This is a genomic window from Pseudomonas oplopanacis, from assembly GCF_057128725.1.
The window spans coordinates 310,221-330,594 of record NZ_JBSKHV010000004.1; the positions used below are offsets into that span (position 1 = coordinate 310,221).

A 20,374-nucleotide genomic window follows, 5' to 3' on the forward strand; every position below is an offset into this window, starting at 1 on the left:
CCTTACAGCACTTCCCGCCTCCGGGCCGGACGCCTATGCTGAAGCCACAACCTCGCAGCCCATCTTTGTGGTTGGCAGCCTCTCTGGCAGATGAACGCACGCATGCACAACACCCTAGCCCCTTTGAACGACGATCAAAAAGCGCCCGGCGATGACAAACGCTGGAGCATTCGCGCCCTGATCGTCGACGATGACGTCCCGATTCGCGAACTGATGATCGACTACCTCGCCCGGTTCAACATCCACGCCAGCGGTGTCACCGACGGCGCGGCGATGCGCCTGGCGCTACAGGCCGAACATTTCGACGTGGTGGTGCTGGACTTGATGCTGCCGGGCGAAGACGGTTTGTCGTTGTGTCGCTGGCTGCGTGCCGAATCGGACATTCCGATCCTGATGCTTACGGCCCGCTGCGAACCGACCGACCGGATCATCGGCCTGGAACTGGGCGCCGACGACTACATGGCCAAACCGTTCGAACCCCGTGAACTGGTGGCGAGGATTCAGACCATTCTGCGTCGGGTGCGCGATGATCGCACCGAACAGCGAGCCAACATTCGCTTCGACAACTGGCGCCTGAACAGCGTGTTGCGCCAGTTGATTGCCGCCGACGGCCTGGTGGTGCCGCTGTCCAACGCCGAATTCCGCCTGCTCTGGGTGTTTATCGAACGTCCGCGTCGGGTGCTCAGCCGCGAGCAATTGCTGGACGCGGCTCGTGGCCGTTCGATTGAAGCCTTTGATCGCAGCATCGACCTGCTGGTCTCGCGCCTGCGCCAGAAACTCGGTGATGACCCCAAAGCCCCGCAGTTGATCAAGACCGTTCGCGGCGAGGGTTATCTGTTCGACGCCAGAGACATCGGCTGATGCGTGCGCGCTTCGATACGCTGTTCGGCCGCCTGTTCGGCGTGCTGTTGCTGGCGATCTTCCTTGCGCACCTGTTGGCATTTGCCTGGTTTCACCATTACGGCCCGCCCCCTCCTCCACCGCCGCCGGAGTTTTCCCAAGGCGTTGACGGACAGCGCCCACCGATGGACCCACGCTTTGAAAACCGCCCGCCTCGGCCATGGTTTGGCGGGCCGTTGGTGCCGCTGACCTTTCAATTGATCTCGCTGGTCATTGCGGCCTGGTACGGCGCCAAACTGCTGAGCCGGCCGATCCAGCGCCTGAGCGATGCCGCCGAGCGCTTGAGCGAAAACCTCGACAGCACGCCACTGGATGAGTCGGGCCCACGGGAAGCGCGGCAAGCGGCCTACACCTTCAACTTGATGCAGAAACGCATCATCGAACAGGTGCAGCAGCGCTCGCGGATGCTCGGCGCGGTGTCCCATGACCTGCGCACGCCGCTGTCGCGGCTCAAATTACGTCTGGAGCAGATCGACGACGAGAAGCTGCAAGGTCAGATGCGTCAGGATCTGGACGACATGATCAGCATGCTCGACGCCACCCTGACGTATTTGCACGAACAGCGCACCAGCGAGGCCCGGCAATGGATGGACGTGCAGGCGCTGGTGGAGTCGCTGTGTGAAAACGCCCAGGACCAGGGTGCCGATGTGCAGGCCAGCGGCCACTGCGCCCCGCTGCACGTCCAGCCGATGGCGTTGCGTTCGTGTATCAACAATCTGCTGGATAACGCGCTGCGCTATGCCGGACAAGCGTTGATCACCCTCGAAGACAGCCGCGAAACCCTGGTGATCCGGGTGATTGACCAGGGTCCGGGCATTGCGGCGGATAAGCGTGAGGCGGTGTTTGAACCGTTCTTTCGGCTGGAGGGTTCACGCAATCGCAACTCCGGCGGTGTCGGCCTGGGCATGACCATCGCCCGCGAGGCTGCGGAACGGTTGGGCGGGCAATTGAGCCTGGAAGAAACCCCCGGCGGTGGTTTGACCGCCGTCATTCACCTGCCCCGCACCTGAGCCACACATAAATTCCTACAGGGGTCATGCCAGGCATGAGAGCTGTGTGTACTGACCGGTACAAACCTCACATACCCACGACACCTTGCCCCTTGAGGCTGCATAAGCCGGTGTCCCCACCGGTTTTCCATTCCAGGGAGTGAGCACAATGATCGGTAGCGTCAGCAACTACACGAGCTATACCAGCACCAGCAGCACCACATCCAACACCGCCCGCAGCCAGCAGTTCCAGAAAGAACTGCTGGCCAAGCTCGACACCAACAGCGACGGCGCGGTGGATCAGGACGAGCTGAAAAGTGCCTTGTCGCAAAAATCCGACGACGGCCTGTTGGTCAGCCTGAGCAAAAACTTCGCCGACCTCGACAGCGATAACAGCGGCAACCTGAGCAGCGAAGAAATGGCCGCGATGGCCCCGCCGCCGCCACCGCAACATGATCAACCACCCAGCACTGAGCTCGCCGATGCCATGATCAGCGCGCTGGACACCGACGGTGACGGCGCCATCAGCAGCGACGAACTGAGTACCGGCCTGACCAGCGCCGACAGCACTGCCGACAGCAAGGAAATCTTCTCGGCCCTGGACAAGAACCAGGACGGCACTGTCAGCAAGGACGAACTCGCCGCCAGCCTGGCCCCTCCGCCGCCACCACCACAGCAGGTGTCCAGCGAGGAGCTGTTCAGCCAGCTCGATACCGACAGCGATGGCAGCGTGACCGCCACCGAACTGAGCAGTGCGCTGCAGGCGAGCAACAGCACGTCATCGACCAGCACCGACACCAGCGCCGCCCTGCTCAAGGCACTGGACAGTGACAGCAGCGGCGGTGTCAGCAGTGATGAATTGTCAGCAGCGTTGCAAGCAGGCCGTGAGAAGACCAGTGACAGCTCGACCGATCAGTTCAACGTCAACGAGGCGCTGCACAAAATGATCGCCAATCTGAGCAAGCAGTATTCGCTCGATAACGTGGCGACGGTGGGCAAGTACCTGAACGTTGCTACCTGAGCCAAGCGTCAAGCCCGGTAGACCGCAGCGACCCTATCGCGAGCAGGCTCACTCCTACAGGGGATTTGTGAACGACACAGATCCAGTGTGGGAGCGAGCTTGCTCCGGGCGGCGTTCCGACGAAGGGGCCTTAAGCCTCAATACAAAACTTTAAGGCCGGCGATCTTCTACCCGCGCCTGACTCTTGCTCCAGTCCGTCAGCAAGCTGTAAGCCACCGCCAACAAGGTCGGCCCGATAAACAGCCCGATAAAGCCAAACGCAATCAACCCGCCAAACACCCCCAACAGCACAATCACCAACGGCAGATTCCCGCCCCGGCTGATCAGGTACGGCTTGAGCACGTTGTCGACGCCACTGATGATGAACATGCCCCAGATCCCCAGGAACACCGCCATCCCGTACTCGCCTTTCCAGGCCAGCCACGCCGTGGCCGGAATCCACACCAGCGGTGGCCCCATCGGAATCAGGCTGAGCAGGAAGGTCACGATGCCCAGCACCAAGGCGCCCGGCACCCCGGCAATCAGGAACCCGATCAGTGCCAGCACGGCCTGCGCCGCCGCCGTACCAATTACACCGTTCACCACCCGCTGTACCGTGCCCGCCACCAGATCAATGTAATACCCGGCGCGCTGACCGATCAGACGCTCCAGCAAACCATGAACAAAGATCGCCAGACGCGGGCCGTCGCGGTAGAAAAAGAACACAAACACGATGCTCAGCGTCAGCTCGAGAATCCCGCCGCCAATCTGCGCACTGCGCGCCAGCAGCCAGTTACCGACCTGACCCAGATAAGGCTTGAGCGAGATCATCATTGCCGCGCCCTGCTCATCGATGCTGTTCCAGATCACCACCAGCCGTGCGCCTACCAAGGGAACACTGCCTAGCCAGTCAGGCGCCTGCGGCAGGCCTTCGACCTGTACATCCTTGATAAACACCGTGGCGTCACGCACATGGTCGGCCAGGTTGAACCCCAGCCATACCAGCGGCACGGCTACCAGTAACATCCAGCCGAGGGTCAGCAGCGCTGCCGCCAGGGATTCACGGCCATTCAGCCAACGGGTCAACAAACGCATCAGCGGCCAACTGGCAAACGCCAGCACCGCGCCCCAGAACAGCGCTGACCAGAACGGCGCCATCACCCAGAAGCTCGCGCCAAACAGCACCAGGAGCAGAATCTGCACCAACAGCCGATCGTTATTGGGCATGTAAAGTCTCAAAAAGTCAGTCAACAAAGGGTAGACGAACGCGTCGCGCGCATTCGCCTGTGCAGCTTATCGCAACAGCTCGATGTGCAGGCCAGAGCCTTCGACGGTGCCGGCTTCCAGTCGCGCCGCTCGCACACCCTGAGCAATCAATGCCTGACGCCAGGCCTCAGCCTTGGTGCCGGAAACACTGACTCGCAAGGTGGTGTCCAGGTTCAGTCCGCGTGAAATCAGACGCAGCCACGTGTCGTCGGGATCAGCGTTCAGTTTCGGGAAATCGAGTTCACCAGTGCTTTTGAGTTGACGCAGCAGAGTGGCGGACGTCGGCAACAAGTCGCCCAACGGCGCCGCCGCGTCGAATTGCTCGACATGCAGGTAGGCTTTGCGGTTACCGCGCGTGATGCTGTAAAGCGCCACCAGCGAATTGTCCTGTGGCGCCGCCAGTCTCAGCAGCAAATACGCCTGTTGATCGTCGGCACCGTAGAGTTTGGCGTTGCCGAAAACTTCGTTGGCCCACAGGCTGCTTTCGCCGCAATCGCGGGCCTGGCACCAGAACAGCAACTCGGCGCCCTGCTTCTGCAAGGCTTCCCGCGCAGCAGTAAAGGCTTCGGTGGAGGAATGCTCCGGCGGCAACTCGTAGGTGACCGAGGTGGTCTGCCCGCGTGCCGTGACCTGACCGTCAAAGCGCAGCTGGCCGCTGATCTTGCGGATAGAACCCAGGGGGTAGATCCGTTCAAGCTCGACGGCCGGACGATAATCAACGATCTGCGCATCTTCCATGCGCGGCAGGATCGGCAAGTCCTGACTGCCCGGGACATCAGCGGCAAACGATAAAGGACTGAAACAACACAGCGCCAGCAGACTGAGTGAACGCATGGACAGGCTCATCGGATCAGCATGGCCTGGGCCCCTTTTAACTTCCGTTCCTTGTTATCGAAACCCGGGGCATGCTCCGTGCAGGGCAGGCCGGGTTTCTCGAGCACGATAGAGACCTTGTGGCCATTCGGGGTCGCAGCGGTAGAGCGATCTATCATGGTTGTCTCCCATTTCAACCCGCCCAGCCTCGACAGTTGCCCGGCGCAAGTCAAGGAACGGCGAAGAACCGATTGAAACAGTCTGCGACAAGGTCGGCGCCAGTTTCGTCATTCAGGTGCAAATGATGACCGCCTGGCAGCTGTTCACGGCTAAAGGGTAGACGTTCCAGCAACTCGGAATGTTTGGCGAGCATGCCGTCGGCCGCCACCACCAGTTTGGCCGGACAACTGATTCGCTGGACAAACGCCATGGCCTGTTCGGTGGTCAGACGCAGCGGCGACGGCAGCGTCAGGCGGTTGTCGGTGCGCCATGTGTAACCGCCCGGCACGGGCATCAAACCGCGCTGGGCCAGCAGCTCGGCGGCTTCGCGACTGACCGCTACCAAGCCCTTCATGCGTGCTTCGATGGCGCGATCGAGGGTGTTGTAGACCGGTTTTTGTTTCTCCCGCAAATCCAGCTGCGCTTGCAGGGCCATGCCCATGCGCTCGGCCGCATTTTCGCCTTTGTCTGTAGGAGGAATGATGCCGTCGATCAACGCCAGGTGTGTGACGCGCTCCGGCATCGACCCGGCAATGATCAACGAGGCGATGGCCCCCATGGAGTGCCCCATCAGCGCAAAACGTTTGAGGCCCAGTTGCTCGGCGACTTGCAATACGTCATGGGCGTAGTCCCACATCGCGTAACCGGCACCAGGCGGGCGATGCCCGGAGTGACCGTGACCGGCCATGTCCAGGGCGATGATACGCAGGCCTTTGAGCTTGGGCGCCAGACGGGCAAAACTGTTGGCATTGTCCAGCCAGCCATGCAGCGCAATCACCGGCAAGCCGTCTTCAGGACCGAACAAGTGTGCCGCCAACTCGATGTGCGGCAGGCTCAGACGGACTTCTTCGACGGCATTGCTCATGCGCAATCCTTTTCGTTGCGACCGTCCCATCGGCTGAACAGGGTTTTCAGCAGCGTGGCCGTGTCATGTGGACGTTCGAGAGGAAACATGTGACCGCCGGGCAGCGTCAGGGATTCACCCTGCGGCATGCGTCCGACAGCGCTTGCGTGATGACGCATCACCACGCGGCTCTTGTGCCCGCGCACCACCGCCAGCGGCACTTGCAGCTGACGCGTGCGACCGGGGCTGGTGTGGGGCACGCCACGGTAGATGCTGATTTCCGTCGCAGGATCAAAGCGCAGGCGCAGCTTGTCACCGACCTTGTGCAAACCGTGTTGCAGGTAGGCGTCAAAGCATTCCGGGTCAAAACTGCGGAACAGGGTTTTGCCCGAGAAGTAGCTACGCGCACTTTCGAGGTCGGCGAATTCTTCGCGACGTCCCAGGGTACGGCCGGCCGGGGTCAAGCGGTCGATGAAGCCGAATCGCTTGGCGGCGCGGATGACCCATTGATCGGTGCGCGTCAGCACCGGTGAATCGAGCATCACCACGCCGCGATACAACTCAGGGCAACGCAGCGCCGCGTGCAAGTGCAGCACGCCACCAAAGGAATGGCCGACGCCCCACACCGGTTCCGCCTGCTGCTTGAGGTGATGGATCAATTCGTCCACCAGGTTGTACCAGTTGTCGTCCGCCGGAAAACGCGGGTCATGAGCGTGCTGCTCCAGATGCGTCACCTGATACTCGGGCGCCAGCGCCGCAAACAACTTGCCGTAGGTCCCGGAAGGAAAGCCATTGGCGTGGGCGAAAAATATCTGTTGCGACATACCGGCAAATCCATGAGCGAGAACAGGCGTTGATTGTCCGTAAGACAACGGCTGACAGCAATGACTGTAAGTGACAGGAATGATGACAGTCCGGTCAAGACTATGCAGTGGAGCCATAGTGGCGAGCGAGCTTGCTCGCGTTCGGCTGCGCAGCAGTCGTCGCTCTTCCAATGCGGTCATCCGTGACGGAGATTAGGGCTGCTGCGCAGCCCAGCGGGAGCAAGCTCCCTCGCCAAAAAAGACCAGGCAGTTTGCCTGGGATGTCAGCGCGCTGGCGGATTTTCGCCCAGCGGCACGACCGCCATGGTCAGGCGCGACACGCAACTGGCCTTGCCTTCATCGCTGGTCAAGCGGATGTCCCAGACGTGCGTCGTGCGGCCGATGTGGATTGGCGTGGCCACGGCTGTCACCCGTCCACTGCGCAGGCCGCGCAAATGGTTGGCGTTGATTTCCAGGCCCACGCAGTAAAACTTGCTGGCGTCGATGCACAGATAACTGGCCATCGAACCGACCGACTCGGCCAGCACCACCGACGCGCCGCCATGCAGCAGGCCGTAAGGCTGGTGAGTGCGATGGTCAATGACCATGCTTGCGGTCAGGGAGCCTTCGTCAAACGCTTCGAAGCGGATATCCAGCACTTCGCCGATGGTGTTTTTCTGGATCGCGTTCAACTGCTCGATGTTGGGAGTGGTACGCCACAGACTCATCGCTGCTTTCCTATGTTGGTTTTGTTCGTGGCTCAATCCTGCCACAGCACCGCCTCGCTGCGCTCGCTCCATTCTTCGAAGCGGTCGCCGTAAGCCGCTTCGATCACATTGCGCTTGATCTTCAGGGTCGGCGTCAGGAAGCCGTTTTCCACGGCCCAACTGTCCTTGACCACCACCAGACGCCGCAAGCGCTCATGCTTGTCGAGGACGCCGTTGACTTCATCCAGGAGTTTTTCCAGGCTTGAATGCAGCCCTGCCCTCGCCGTGCCGCTGGCGTCCTGCTGCCCGACCGCCGACAACACACACAGTCCCAACGGCGCACTCAAACCGTCACCGACCACGCACACTTGTTCAATCCGCGAATGCACCGCCAGGCGATTTTCAATTGGCGCCGGCGCGACGTATTTGCCCTTGCTGGTCTTGAAGATTTCTTTCAGGCGCCCGGTCAGGCGCAGGTTGCCTTCGGCGTCTTCCTCGCCCTTGTCGCCGGTGCGCAGGAAGCCGTCCTCGGTGATGGTTTCAGCAGTTTTCTGCGGTTCCTTGAAGTAGCCGAGCATGGTCGCGCCGCTGCGCACCATGACCTCGCCGGATTCATCGATTCGCACTTCCACCTCAGGGCACGGCTTGCCGATCCAGCCGGGCTTGTTCTCGCCGGGCCGGCAAATGTGCGAATAGCCGCAGCTCTCGGTCATGCCGTAGACCTCCAGCACGTCCAGCCCCAGTTTGCGGTACCACAGCAGCAAGGTTTGTGGCACGGGCGCAGCGCCGGACAAGGCGACACGCAATGCATCCAGCCCCAGCCCGACGAGGACTTTATGCCCGACCCGTTTGCCGATGAAGGGCAGCCCGAGCAGAAAATCCAGGCGCTTTGCCGGGATCTTGCTGTACACGCCCATCTGGAATTTGGTCCAGATTCGCGGCACGCCGAACAAGGCAGTAGGCCGGGCGCGCTTTAAATCGGTCAGGAAGGTATCGAGGCTCTCGGCAAAGAACACCGTTTGCCCGGTGTAAATCGACGCCAGTTCGACGAACATCCGCTCGGCCACGTGGCACAGCGGCAAATAGGACAGCAATCGATCCGACTCGTTGAGGCCAAACAACTGCGTACCGCGGGTGGTGGCGAAACCCAGATTGCCGAAACTGTGCATCACGCCTTTGGGCAGGCCGGTGGTACCGGAGGTGTAAATGATGGTCGCCAACTGATCGGCCGCCGGCGTGGGGTTATCCTGGATGGGCGAGCTGCGTTGCAGGTCGGCCCAGCTGAAATCGAAGGTGCCGGGTGGGTGCAGCGGCAAGCTGATCGTCGGCAAGTCAGGGCTGACGCCACGAGACATGCTCGGCCAGTCATCAAGCTTGCCGATAAACGCCAGCGCCGCTTCGGAGTGGTCGAGTACCTGGGCCACCGATTCGGCGGTGAGGTTGGGGTACAACGGCACCGAGACATGCCCGGCCATCCAGATCGCCAGGTCGGCGATGATCCAGTGGGCACAGTTTTTCGATATCAGCGCGATGTGGCTGCCTTGCGGCAGTTCGCGAGCGCGCAGCCAATGTGCCGCGCAACGTGCCTGATGGCCGACGTCGGCCCAGGTCAAGGTCTCGACCTGCCCGCCGCCCGTGGGCTGGACCAGAAAACGCTGGCGTGGATGACGGGCCTCACGCTCGTAAAAGACATCCAGCGGCAAACGAAAAGCAGCAGACATGCGACTCGCTCCTGAATTTTTGGTCTGGAGCAAGCGTAGTCAACCAAGCGGTTGCTTGGTTGACTATTTCATTACAAAAATCAGCAACACCGCCGTCCCCTGTGGGAGCAAAACTATCAGGGGTGCTTGATGCCGTTGAGTTTCATGGCGCCGGCCAGCGGCAAGTCGCCTTCGAGCTCTGCCAGGCTGGCGGTTTTGACGGTTTCCGGCTCTTGCACGTGACCGTGCTGCAGATAACCGAGCAAATTGCCCACCAGCGGGTTGTGACTGACCAACAGCGCGTAATCCACCGACACCAACTGCTCCGACACCGCTTGCGGGCGGTTGTCGGGTGTCAGCCACTCGACGGTGCGGATGTCCGGTTCGAACCCCAGCGCTTCGCGCACCAATTGCGCGGTCTGTTGCGCCCGCAGGTAAGGGCTGGCGTAGATCGCGGTAATCGGCTGACCGATCAGCTCGGCCGCACTGCGCAGCACTTCTTCACAACCATGAGGGGTCAGTGCTCGCTCGGAATCAGGACGCGAGCCATACGGTTCAGCTTCACCATGACGCAATACCCAGAGTTTCATAGCTTGGGTTCCTCATCTCGGGCCGGATGCGGCGCGGGCGCCACAACATGCGGCGCTTCACCTTCCGGTGTACGCGGCGTCGGCCAGTCGGCGAACGGCCAGGGTTTCTGGTCGCTGTGGAAGCTGCCGAAACGACCGATCTGCGCCAGGAACTGGCTCAGGCTGTCGCCGAAGTTCATCAGGCTGGCGCTCGGAGCGCCATAGAACAAACGATAGATCAGTTGCACCAGCACCACCGCGCCAAGGATGAACTGCGCCACTTGCCAGACCAGCACGAATACGATCATCCACAGCACCCGCAGCAGGATCGACTCGTACTTGGTTTCCATTTTTGGATCGTTCATGTCGTGCTCCCCTGCTTATTTACAAAGCGTGCTTAGTTGAAACCGCTGGTAGAAATGAAGTCGACATCGGTTTTCGGTTCGCCGCGCATCAACAGCTCAATTACCTGATTAAGCGTGCGCCCTTCGAACAGGATTGCGTGCAGCCCGGCGACCAGTGGCATATAGACGCCCACCTCCTGAGCCTTGGCCTTGAGCACTTTCAGCGTGTTCACGCCTTCGGCGACTTCGCCCAGACGCGTCACCGCGTCTTCCAGGCTCAGGCCCTGGCCGAGGGCAAACCCGACCTGGTAGTTACGGCTTTTTGGCGACGAGCAGGTGACGATCAAATCGCCCACCCCGGCAAGGCCGAGGAAGGTCATCGGGTTGGCGCCCTGATTCACCGCAAAACGGGTCATTTCCGCCAGTGCGCGGGTGATCAGCATGCTCTTGGTGTTTTCGCCCATGCCCAGCGCAACGGCCATGCCGGCAATGATCGCGTAGACGTTTTTCAGCGCCCCGCCCAACTCGACGCCGAAACGGTCGGCGCTGGCGTACACGCGAAAGGTCCGGCCATGCAGCGCTTCCTGAACCCGCTGGCACAGCTCTTCGTCTTCACTGGCGACTACCGTGGCAGTCAACGCGTGTTCAGCGATTTCACGGGCCAGGTTCGGTCCCGACAACACGCCGATGCGCGCTTGCGGAGCGATTTCCTCGAGGATTTCGCTCATCAGCTTGAAGGTGTGGGCTTCGATGCCTTTGGTCAGGCTGACCAGCAGTTTGCCGCTCAACTGAGCGGCATGCGGGACCAGGACCGAGCGCAGCGCGCTGGAGGGCAACGCGACGAAACACAGGTCGCAGGCATCCAGCGTGGCTTGCAGGTCGGTCACCGGTTCTACCGCCGGGAGAATCTTGATGCCTTTGAGGTAACGCGGGTTCTCGCGATTGACCCGAATGGCCTCGGCCTGTTCGGGGTCACGCATCCACTGCCGGACCTGATGACCGTTTTCGGCCAGCAGATTGGCCACGGCGGTACCAAAACTTCCGCCTCCCAGGACCGCAATTGGGCGCTGTTCAGTCATATGCAATCCGTTAATCCATACCAGTGGCGATGTCGGCATTATACGGAGCGCCCCCGTGGCGGCCAGCCCCCGCATCAATTACCAACACTTGTAGGAAGAAGACCAATAAATACGAGGAAAATGCCGGCATCGTGAATGGAAAAGTGCCCGCGCTCGGTTAACATGCGCGCCAACTCCTCACGATCAAAGGGTATGACGTGTCGCTTGGTTCTCCATCACCCCGCTCGCCGCTGGTCCTGGCGCTGATGTTCAGCCCGTCCTTGCTGGCCGACGACTTGTTCCTCGACAACGAACCGCTCCCGCAAGTGCTGACGGCGACACGCCTGAAGCAATCGCCGGCCGCAGTTCCGGGGAGCATGACGGTGATTGACAGCGAATTGATCAACGCCAGCGGCGCCCGCGACATCAGCGAATTGCTGCGACTGGTGCCGGGCATGATGGTCGGCAACATCAGCGGCAACCAGGCCGCCGTGAACTACCACGGCACCAACGCCACCGCCGCCCGGCGCATGCAGGTGCTGATCGACGGTCGCTCGGTGTACCGCGCCGGACTGGCCACGGTGGACTGGAGTGATATCCCGGTGGCCATGGAAGACATCGAGCGCATCGAAGTCTTTCGTGGTCCGAACACCGTCAGCTACGGCGCCAACGCGCTGATGGCCGTGGTCAACATCATCATGCGCAACCCGGCCAACAGCCATGGCACCCGCGTCAAAGTCACCCGTGGCCAACGCGGCATCAACGACTATTACGCCAGCCAGGGCACCGGCTGGGACGGCGGTGACCTGCGTCTGTCACTGTCCGGGCAGCAAGACGACGGTTTCGATTCGGACCGCAACGGTGCCGATTATCGGGACAGCCGTCGCCTCAATCGCTTCAACCTCGCGGTCAGCCAGACGCTCGCCGAAAACCAGAGCATCGACTGGCAATTGAATGCGAAGGAAGGCACCAACCAACGGCCGTATACCTACCGCCCGGTGTTCCCGGGGATTACCGCCGCCGGCGACAATTCCGACGTCGCCGCCAAGGATTACGCCGGCTCGCTGCGCTGGAACCTGGACCTCAATCCCGATCACAGCCTTTATGTCCAGGGCTCGGCCCAACACTGGGATCGCCAGCAAACCTGGCGCGCCTGCGATGCCGAAGTGTCGTTCAGCCCGGAGCTGACCCAACTCTGGCAGCTCAACCCCAATTACACCGAACGCCTGGCGCGCAACATGGATCGCTTCACCGGTCCCGGCGCGCCTCGCGGCACGCCGGCGGAACAAGCGCTGGCCAATCAAGTGCTGGGGCAATGGAAAAGTGGCGCGCGGCAAACGCTCTGTGGCGACATCGACCAGAGCGCCCGGGAATCGCGCTACGACCTCGAAGTACAAGACACCCTCAGCCTGTCCGACAGTCTGCGACTGGTCAGTGGCATGAACTATCGTTACGACCGGGCCGATTCCGAGACCTACTTCAATGGCACGCTCGATGACACCACGTGGCGCACGTTCGGCCAGCTGGAGTGGCGAGCCACCGAGCATTGGTTGTTGCAGGGCGGGGCGATGTTCGAAGACACGCAATTGACCGGCAGCTCGTTGACCCCGCGTGTCGCGGTCAATTACCTGATCAACCCGCGCCATGGTTTACGTGCCGTGTACTCGGAAGCCATCCGCTCACCGGACATGTTCGAGAACAACGTCAACTGGAGTTACCAGGTGACTAACCTGCGGCCCAGCGCTTACGGCCAGAGCAGCGCCCGCTATTTCGTCAAGACCCGTGGCCCCGGCGACCTCGACAAGGAACGCATGCGCTCGCGAGAGCTGGGCTACAACGGCTACTTCGTCGAGCTGGGACTGAGCGTCGATGTGAAGCTGTTCTACGACGAAATCAACGGCATGATCAGCGAACCGCTGCGCAACAATCAGTACATCGCCAGCAACTCCAACACCTCGCGCTTCACCGGGGCGGAAACACAACTGGACTGGCACCTCGGCAGCGCTGACCGCCTGCGCCTGACCTATGCCTACGTCGACGCCGACGCCAGTAACCCGCTGGATGAGCAACAGACCGCGCGCAACAGCGGCTCCGCCGGTTGGCTGCGCAACTGGGGACAGGGCTGGAACAGCGCGCTCTTCTACTATGGCGACGATGCGCTCAACGGATACCGCTTCGAGCGGGTAGACACACGTATTGCCAAACGTATCGGCCTGGGCAAGGCCCATCTGGAACTGGCCGGCATTCTTCAGCAACGCCTGGACAACCAACCCACCACCTTCGTCGACAACAACTACGACGAGCGCCGAGTGGTTTATTTCAGCGCGGAGCTGACGTTTTAAATGCGCCGTTGCCTGCCATGGAAGTCGCCGCCACTGGGCCGCCTGCTGGCCGGGTTGTGCCTGGCGGTTGGCTGCCTGCTCGGCGCCCTGCCGATACAGGCTGACGACATTTTGTTGACCGGCGCCGAAGACAGCCCCGGCGTGCAGTCCTTCGTCCATGCATTGAGTGAGATGCGCCCCACCGACAACGTGCGTTTCCAACCACTGGCGAGCCTCCCCTTGCCAAGCAAACTGCCCGCCGCCACGCGCTTGATCCTGCTCGATCTGCCAAGCCTCGACTGGCGCCAGCAAGAGGCCCAAGGCCCGGCGACGCTGGTACTGCGCATCAGTCGCCTGCAAGCCCAACAACGTTTCGGCGTGAACTTTCCACCGCAGCTCAGCCTGCTCTGGAGTGATCCGCCACTGGATCGGCAATTGCGCCTGACCCGATTGGTCCTACCCCAGGCGCGGCGCGTCGGCGTGCTGTACGACGATCACAGCGAATTCCTGTTGAAAGAAATGCGCCTGGCCGCCCTGGGGGAATCGCTTGATGTGGTTGCCGAGCGTTGGGACAACACCAATGACAGTCGCCCCTTGCAGGACTTGCTGAAAAACTGCGACGTGCTGCTGGGCCTCGACGATCCCGACCTGTACAACCCGAAAACCGCAAAGAATCTGCTATTGAGCAGCTACTCCCGGCAACTGGCCTTGGTCGGCCCGAATGCCGCGTTCGTCAAGGCCGGCAGCCTGGCCAGCACGTACAGCGATCAGAGCGACTGGCTGCAGGTGCTCGACGAATTGCTCGACCTGCCACCGGCGAGCTGGCCGCGCGCGCTTTACCCGCAACACTTCAAAGTCTCAAGTAACCCGCAAGTGGCTCGTTCATTAGGTATTGAGCAGATTGATGACGCGTCTGCCGCCCTGCAGTTGGCTGAAGGAGAAAGCCGCCCATGACCTTCCGACGCCCTTGGGACATCAACACCCGCACACAGATGATCAGCCTTGGCCCGGCCCTGTTGCTGACACTGCTGCTGATCAGCTTTTTTACCTTCGTACGGATTCAGGACCTGCGTCAGGAGCTCAACCACACCGGGCAGTTGATCGCCAACCAATTGGCTCCCGCCACCGAATACGGGGTGATTTCGGGTAACAACGAGGTGCTCGAAAGCTTGCTCAAGGCGACACTCGCCACGCCGAACGTGCGCTTCCTCGAGGTCCAGGACAACGCCAACCGGATTCTGGTGTACGTCGAGCAACCGTCGGAAACCCACCGCCGCTCGCAACAGGTGGAAGTGTTCCAGGCACCGGTGCGGTTGCAGCGGATTGCGCTCAACAATGATTTTTTCCAGGGCTCCAAAGCCGCGAGTATCGGCCCCTCCGAGGACTATCTGGGCCGGGTGATCGTCGGTCTGTCGAATGACGCCTTCAACCAGCGTCAGCAGGAAATCCTGTTGAAAGCCGCGATCCTCGCCCTGTTCGCCCTGCTGTTTACCTTTCTGGTCGCACGGCGCCTGGCGGGCAGCCTGTCGCAACCGATCCGCGACATTGGCAATGCGGTGAAGGCGATCCAGGAAGGCGATTACACACGGCCCTTGCCCATTGTGGATGACACCGAGTTGGGCGCGCTGTCGCAACACATCAACAACCTCGCCAGCGGCCTCGAACAAGCCAGTCGCGAACAGCATCAGGCGATGGCGCAGTTGATCCAGACACGCGAGGAAGCGGAAAAGGCCAACAACGCCAAGTCTGATTTCCTGGCGATGATGAGCCATGAACTGCGCACGCCGATGAATGGCGTACTCGGCATGCTGCAATTGCTGGAAACCACCGACATGACCGAAGAGCAGGTCGAATACGCGGCGCTGGCCTCGGAGTCCACCGAACACCTGCTCAAGGTCATCAACGACATTCTCGACTTCTCGCGCATCGAGCGTTCGGAACTGGAACTGGAGCACATCCCGTTCAACCTCGCGGACCTGATCGTCAGTTGCGCCCAATCGTTCCAGCACAGCGCGGCGCAACGCGGGCTCGATCTGCAGTTGGTGATCCCAGATGACCTGCGCGCCCTTCAGGTTCAAGGCGACCCGACGCGCATCCGGCAGATCCTGGTGAATCTGGTCGGCAATGCCTTGAAGTTCACCGAACACGGCCGCGTCAGCATCGAACCGCAGTGGCAATCGCTGGACCACGAACTGCTGTGGTTCACCTGCACCGTGCGCGACAGCGGCATTGGTATCTCCGCTGAAAGCCTGGAGCTGATGTTCAATGCCTTCCAGCAGGCCGACAGTTCCATTTCACGCCGTTACGGTGGCACCGGCCTGGGCCTGCCGATTGCCCGCACCCTGGCGGAACGCATGGGCGGCACCTTGCGGGCGCAGAGTGAAGAAGGCCTGGGCTCGGTGTTTACCCTGGAAATCCCGCTGGCGCTCTATAAACAGACGCTGCCGGTGCTGACCCCGAGGGCGCAGACCGGCAATGAGGATGGCGCCGGGCATAACGTGTTGCTGGTCGAAGACAACCCGGTGAATCAGACCGTGATCGAAGCAATGTTGCGCAGCCTGGGCTTTACTGTCAGCGTCGCGACCGATGGCGCGCAGGCCGTGCGCAGCGCCGAAAGCCTGATTTTTGAAGCGATCCTGATGGACTGCCGACTGCCGATCATCGACGGCTACGAAGCAACCCGACAGATTCGCCAATTACCCGGCTGCGCGGACTTGCCGATCATCGCCTTGACCGCCAATGCGTTGCAGGGTGATCGCGAAGCCTGTTTGTCGGCGGGCATGAACGATTACTTGGCCAAGCCGTTCAAACGAACTGATTTGCAGCAAATTCTGCAGCGCTGGGTGCAGTAGTACAGGCCTTTCGACCATCTGCGACTGGCGTGAAAGGCGAAAGTGCGGCAGTCTTAGGCACCCGAACAGGCCCGAAAAGGGGCTTGAATAATAATTTCAGTGCACAAGTGTACATTCATGTCCTTGGTGCTGTGACTTTCACCACAACGCAATAGTCTATGAGTAGGCTGCTGACTCGAGGCATGAACGCCTCGATCGGCCGGGAGATTTGCCCCACCCTGCCGCATGGGACTATTGAGGAGCTCGCATGACCCAACAAAACGCCTTTACTCGGGAAGACCTGCTGCGCTGCAGTCGCGGTGAGCTGTTCGGCCCAGGTAACGCACAACTGCCCGCCCCGAACATGCTGATGGTGGATCGCATCACCCATATCAGTGCCGAGGGTGGCAAGTACGGCAAAGGTGAATTGGTCGCCGAGCTGGATATCACTCCGGACCTGTGGTTTTTCGCCTGCCACTTCGAAGGTGATCCGGTGATGCCAGGCTGCCTGGGCCTTGACGCCATGTGGCAACTGGTCGGCTTCTTCCTCGGCTGGCAAGGTCTGCCGGGCCGTGGCCGTGCGCTGGGTTCGGGCGAAGTGAAGTTCTTCGGCCAGGTCCTGCCGACCGCCAAGAAAGTCACCTATAACATTCAGATCAAGCGCGTGTTGAAAGGCAAACTGAACCTGGCCATTGCCGACGGTTCGGTCAGCGTCGACGGCCGCGAGATCTACACCGCCGAAGGCCTTCGGGTCGGCGTTTTCACCTCCACTGACAACTTCTAAGGGTTATCCGCATGCGCCGCGTCGTTATCACTGGTCTGGGCATCGTTTCGTGCCTGGGCAATGACAAAGAGACCGTCTCCGCTAACCTGCGTGCAAGTCGCCCTGGCATCCGGTTCAACCCGGAATATGCCGAAATGGGTCTGCGTAGCCAGGTTTCCGGCTCCATCGACCTTCCTCTCGAAGAATTGATCGATCGCAAGATCTATCGCTTCGTTGGCCACGCGGCAGCTTACGCCTACCTGGCCATGAAAGACGCCATCACTGACTCCGGTCTGACCGATGAGCAAGTCTCCAACCCGCGTACCGGCCTGATCGCCGGTTCCGGTGGCGCCTCCACGCTGAACCAGATGGAAGCGCTGGACATCCTGCGCGAAAAAGGCGTGAAGCGCGTTGGCCCGTACCGTGTAACGCGGACCATGAGCAGCACCGTTTCCGCTTGCCTGGCCACCCCGTTCAAGATCAAGGGCCTGAACTACTCCATCGCTTCTGCCTGCGCCACCAGTGCTCACTGCATCGGTACCGCCATGGAACAGATCCAGATGGGCAAGCAGGACATCGTGTTCGCCGGCGGCGGTGAAGAAGAGCATTGGAGCCAGTCGTTCCTGTTCGACGCCATGGGCGCACTGTCCAGCCAGTACAACGAAACCCCGGACAAGGCTTCCCGTGCCTACGACGCCAAGCGTGACGGTTTCGTCATCGCCGGCGGTGGCGGCATGGTCGTGGTCGAAGAGCTGGAACACGCTCTGGCCCGCGGCGCGAAGATCTACGCGGAAATCGTTGGCTACGGCGCGACTTCCGACGGCTACGACATGGTCGCCCCAAGCGGCGAAGGCGCCATCCGCTGCATGCAGATGGCCATGTCCACCGTTGACGCTCCGATCGACTACCTGAACACCCACGGCACCTCGACTCCGGTCGGCGACGTCGCGGAGATGAAAGGTGTGCGTGAAGTGTTCGGCGACAAGGCTCCGGCCATCAGCTCCACCAAGAGCCTGTCGGGTCACTCCCTGGGCGCCGCCGGCGTTCACGAAGCGATCTACTGCATGCTGATGATGGAAGGCAACTTCATGGCGGGCTCCGCCAACATCGACGAACTGGACCCGGAAGTGGCAGACATGCCGATCCTGACCAAGACTCGCGAAAACGCCACCATCAACACCGTGATGAGCAACAGCTTCGGTTTCGGTGGCACCAACGCCACGCTGGTACTGAAGCGTTGGGCAGGTAAGTAATACCTCGCCGTTTCGCTGCACAAAAAAAAGCCCCGACTGGTTCGGGGCGTTTTTTTTGTGCCCGTGAAAGATTGAACACCGCCCCCACAGGTTTTGTGTGAAGACAGTCATCTTCATCAATGCAAACATGAATCTTTTGTCATAAAACTCAACGCCCTGCGACCGAATGTCGCGCGTTACGCGGGCTGCAGGACTTTTGCAGAATCGGCAATTGTTCGTTACCAATCCCGAACGTTTACTTAGCAAGCTAACAAAACGTATAACAAAGACCTGCACACGCCTTGGTGCAGGTAATTGAGATTGGAGCTAGCAGATGACTGTAAAAGTAACTGAACGCGACGATTCACATAAATCCCATGAGGGTGTAGCCGCCGGTATCCGCATTTGGGATGTCCATCAACAAGACCTGTTGGTGGGGATGTTTCACTCCGAGACTGACGCGCACAACTACAAATCCGAACTGGAAACACTGGAGCAGCAAAGGGCGTTGCGCTCCGCTTGAGCAACTACAGCATTGAAAACGACAAACCCCGCCATGAGCGGGGTTTGTCGTTGTTGCGGCCGTTAACGGCTTACCACATCAGATCATCCGGAATCTGATAGGCGGCGTACGGATCGTCCTCGGCGGCCACTTCTTCAGTCTTCACGTTCATCTGCACGATGCGTTGTGGATCGCGCTCCTGGATCTTCAGCGCCGCTTCACGCGGGATCACTTCGTAACCGCCGGCGTGGTGCACGATGGCCAGGAAGCCATTGCTGAGCTGGTTACGCATCAGCGTGTTGACGCAGAGACGCTTGACCTTCTTGTCGTCAACAAAGTTGTAGTAATCCTCAGTGGTCAGCTTCGGCAGACGCGAGACTTCGATCAATTGCTTGATCTGCGCGGCGCGGGCCTTGGCCTCGACCTTTTCCTGCTGCTGACGGTTCAGCTCCTGGTCGCGCTTGACCTTTTCGGCCTGCGCTTCCTGCGCCGCACGCTGCTGCGAGTCATCCAGTTCGATATGGCCTTTGTGGGCCAGGCGCTGTTGTTTCTGCTTGTCTTTGCCGACCTGTTTGGCCTGCTTCTGGTTGACCAGCCCTGCTTTGAGCAACTGGTCGCGAAGGGAAATGCTCATGGTGCTTGTTTCTCACTTAGGCAACTGCTCAACCGCAGCTGGTCAAATTCTTTTCCTGACGTTTGGCTTCGCCCCACAAGGCGTCCAACTCTTCGAGGGTGCAATCTTCTATGGGACGGTGGGTGTCGCGCAATGCCTGTTCGATAAAACGGAAGCGTCTTTCGAATTTACTGTTGGCACCACGCAGCGCAGTTTCCGGATCAACCTTTAGATGACGCGCCAGATTGACCACGGAAAACAGCAAGTCACCCACTTCATCGGCAATCGCCGCCGAGTCATTGTCGGCCATCGCTTCGAGCACTTCATCGAGCTCTTCGCGAACCTTGTCCAGCACCGGCAAGGCGTCCGGCCAGTCGAAACCGACCTGCCCGGCGCGCTTCTGCAACTTGGCGGAACGCGACAATGCCGGCAGCGCGGCGGGCACATCGTCGAGCAAGGACAGTTGTTGCGGCGCGGCAGATTTCTCGGCGCGCTCCTCGGCCTTGATCTCTTCCCAGCGCTGCTTGACCTGTTCTTCACTCAGGCGCGGGATGTCCATGGGCGCATACAGATCACCGGTGGGGAACACGTGAGGATGGCGACGGATCAGCTTGCGGGTGATGCTGTCGATCACACTGGCGAATTCGAAGCGCCCTTCTTCCCGTGCCAGTTGGCTGTAATAAACCACCTGGAACAGCAAATCCCCCAACTCACCCTGCAAGTGATCGAAGTCACCCCGCTCGATGGCGTCAGCGACTTCGTAGGCTTCCTCGAGGGTGTGCGGGACGATGGTGGCGTAGGTTTGCTTGATGTCCCACGGGCAACCGAACTGCGGGTCGCGCAGACGGGCCATCAAATGCAATAAGTCTTCGAGTGAATACATCAATCAGTCTCTACACA

Annotated in this window: 20 protein-coding genes and 1 pseudogene; 9 read left to right on the forward strand and 12 right to left on the reverse strand. The window is 60.5% G+C overall.

The annotated features are described in order from the left end of the window. The first annotated feature begins 102 nt into the window (after nucleotides 1-102). From ACWKV5_RS11780 to xopAW, 3 genes are all read left to right on the forward strand, one after another. Nucleotides 103-861: a response regulator gene (locus ACWKV5_RS11780; RefSeq protein ID WP_483841389.1), complete on the forward strand. Its 759-nt coding sequence runs from the start codon at nucleotides 103-105 to the stop codon at nucleotides 859-861. Continuing rightward, on the forward strand, nucleotides 861-1,910 hold the full coding sequence (locus ACWKV5_RS11785) for a sensor histidine kinase (RefSeq protein ID WP_483841390.1): 1,050 nt from the start codon (nucleotides 861-863) through the stop codon (nucleotides 1,908-1,910). The genes ACWKV5_RS11780 and ACWKV5_RS11785 overlap by 1 nt, the downstream gene beginning before the upstream one ends. A 148-nt stretch (nucleotides 1,911-2,058) precedes the next feature. Then, the gene (gene xopAW / locus ACWKV5_RS11790) at nucleotides 2,059-2,910 is read left to right on the forward strand and encodes a XopAW family type III secretion system calcium-binding effector (RefSeq protein WP_483841391.1); all 852 of its coding nucleotides are present in this window, start codon (nucleotides 2,059-2,061) and stop codon (nucleotides 2,908-2,910) included. A 150-nt stretch (nucleotides 2,911-3,060) separates the two neighbouring features. Here the strand turns inward: xopAW and ACWKV5_RS11795 are convergent, their stop codons facing one another. The 10 genes and pseudogenes from ACWKV5_RS11795 to ACWKV5_RS11840 all read right to left on the reverse strand — a co-directional run bounded on the left by ACWKV5_RS11795 (nucleotide 3,061) and on the right by ACWKV5_RS11840 (nucleotide 11,233). Further along, nucleotides 3,061-4,116 (reverse strand): AI-2E family transporter, encoded by a 1,056-nt coding sequence (locus tag ACWKV5_RS11795; protein ID WP_483841392.1) that lies wholly within the window; start codon nucleotides 4,114-4,116, stop codon nucleotides 3,061-3,063. 66 nt (nucleotides 4,117-4,182) lie between these two features. Then, on the reverse strand, nucleotides 4,183-4,989 hold the full coding sequence (locus tag ACWKV5_RS11800; protein ID WP_483841393.1) for a DUF4892 domain-containing protein: 807 nt from the start codon (nucleotides 4,987-4,989) through the stop codon (nucleotides 4,183-4,185). Between the two features lie 32 nt (nucleotides 4,990-5,021). After that, nucleotides 5,022-5,147 (reverse strand): annotated as a pseudogene (locus tag ACWKV5_RS11805) (thioredoxin domain-containing protein); the annotation flags it as partial. A gap of 50 nt (nucleotides 5,148-5,197) precedes the next feature. Then, nucleotides 5,198-6,052: an alpha/beta hydrolase gene (locus ACWKV5_RS11810; protein WP_483841394.1), complete on the reverse strand. Its 855-nt coding sequence runs from the start codon at nucleotides 6,050-6,052 to the stop codon at nucleotides 5,198-5,200. After that, nucleotides 6,049-6,855 (reverse strand): alpha/beta fold hydrolase, encoded by an 807-nt coding sequence (locus ACWKV5_RS11815; RefSeq protein ID WP_483841395.1) that lies wholly within the window; start codon nucleotides 6,853-6,855, stop codon nucleotides 6,049-6,051. Before ACWKV5_RS11815 ends, ACWKV5_RS11810 begins: the two co-directional genes overlap by 4 nt. A gap of 263 nt (nucleotides 6,856-7,118) precedes the next feature. Beyond that, nucleotides 7,119-7,562 carry a hotdog fold thioesterase gene (locus tag ACWKV5_RS11820; protein ID WP_140667376.1) on the reverse strand — a complete coding sequence of 148 codons (444 nt, stop codon included), beginning with the start codon at nucleotides 7,560-7,562 and terminating at the stop codon, nucleotides 7,119-7,121. Nucleotides 7,563-7,594: 32 nt separating this feature from the next. After that, nucleotides 7,595-9,262, reverse strand: a complete 1,668-nt coding sequence (locus tag ACWKV5_RS11825) for an AMP-binding protein (RefSeq protein WP_483841396.1) — start codon at nucleotides 9,260-9,262, stop codon at nucleotides 7,595-7,597. A 116-nt stretch (nucleotides 9,263-9,378) separates the two neighbouring features. After that, nucleotides 9,379-9,831 carry a phosphohistidine phosphatase SixA gene (sixA, locus tag ACWKV5_RS11830; protein WP_483841397.1) on the reverse strand — a complete coding sequence of 151 codons (453 nt, stop codon included), beginning with the start codon at nucleotides 9,829-9,831 and terminating at the stop codon, nucleotides 9,379-9,381. Continuing rightward, on the reverse strand, nucleotides 9,828-10,175 hold the full coding sequence (locus ACWKV5_RS11835; protein ID WP_027923994.1) for a DUF4389 domain-containing protein: 348 nt from the start codon (nucleotides 10,173-10,175) through the stop codon (nucleotides 9,828-9,830). Before ACWKV5_RS11835 ends, sixA begins: the two co-directional genes overlap by 4 nt. A 32-nt stretch (nucleotides 10,176-10,207) precedes the next feature. Then, nucleotides 10,208-11,233, reverse strand: coding sequence for an NAD(P)H-dependent glycerol-3-phosphate dehydrogenase (locus ACWKV5_RS11840; RefSeq protein WP_123432799.1), 1,026 nt, complete (start codon nucleotides 11,231-11,233; stop codon nucleotides 10,208-10,210). A gap of 197 nt (nucleotides 11,234-11,430) precedes the next feature. Here ACWKV5_RS11840 and ACWKV5_RS11845 point away from each other — a divergent pair, with 197 nt between their 5' ends. The 6 genes from ACWKV5_RS11845 (at nucleotide 11,431) to ACWKV5_RS11870 (ending at nucleotide 18,882) form a co-directional block, all read left to right on the forward strand. Continuing rightward, a complete protein-coding gene (locus ACWKV5_RS11845) occupies nucleotides 11,431-13,554 on the forward strand; it encodes a TonB-dependent receptor plug domain-containing protein (protein WP_483841398.1) in 2,124 nt (707 codons plus the stop codon). Next, nucleotides 13,555-14,487, forward strand: a complete 933-nt coding sequence (locus ACWKV5_RS11850) for an ABC transporter substrate-binding protein (protein WP_483841399.1) — start codon at nucleotides 13,555-13,557, stop codon at nucleotides 14,485-14,487. It begins immediately after the preceding gene. Then, nucleotides 14,484-16,385 (forward strand): ATP-binding protein, encoded by a 1,902-nt coding sequence (locus ACWKV5_RS11855; protein ID WP_483841400.1) that lies wholly within the window; start codon nucleotides 14,484-14,486, stop codon nucleotides 16,383-16,385. Before ACWKV5_RS11850 ends, ACWKV5_RS11855 begins: the two co-directional genes overlap by 4 nt. A gap of 247 nt (nucleotides 16,386-16,632) precedes the next feature. Then, entirely contained in the window at nucleotides 16,633-17,148 is a 516-nt protein-coding gene (gene fabA, locus ACWKV5_RS11860; protein ID WP_008148022.1) for a 3-hydroxyacyl-[acyl-carrier-protein] dehydratase FabA, read from the forward strand. An 11-nt stretch (nucleotides 17,149-17,159) separates the two neighbouring features. Beyond that, nucleotides 17,160-18,380, forward strand: coding sequence for a beta-ketoacyl-ACP synthase I (fabB, locus tag ACWKV5_RS11865; RefSeq protein ID WP_483841401.1), 1,221 nt, complete (start codon nucleotides 17,160-17,162; stop codon nucleotides 18,378-18,380). A 313-nt stretch (nucleotides 18,381-18,693) separates the two neighbouring features. After that, nucleotides 18,694-18,882, forward strand: coding sequence for a hypothetical protein (locus ACWKV5_RS11870; protein ID WP_140667387.1), 189 nt, complete (start codon nucleotides 18,694-18,696; stop codon nucleotides 18,880-18,882). Nucleotides 18,883-18,952: 70 nt separating this feature from the next. On the opposite strand, the gene ACWKV5_RS11875 is transcribed toward ACWKV5_RS11870, so the two are convergent. Together ACWKV5_RS11875 and mazG are read right to left on the reverse strand one after the other, a co-directional pair. Then, nucleotides 18,953-19,495, reverse strand: coding sequence for a DUF2058 domain-containing protein (locus ACWKV5_RS11875; RefSeq protein WP_483841402.1), 543 nt, complete (start codon nucleotides 19,493-19,495; stop codon nucleotides 18,953-18,955). Between the two features lie 28 nt (nucleotides 19,496-19,523). Further along, a complete protein-coding gene (gene mazG, locus ACWKV5_RS11880; protein ID WP_483841403.1) occupies nucleotides 19,524-20,357 on the reverse strand; it encodes a nucleoside triphosphate pyrophosphohydrolase in 834 nt (277 codons plus the stop codon). Between the last annotated feature and the right edge of the window lie 17 nt (nucleotides 20,358-20,374).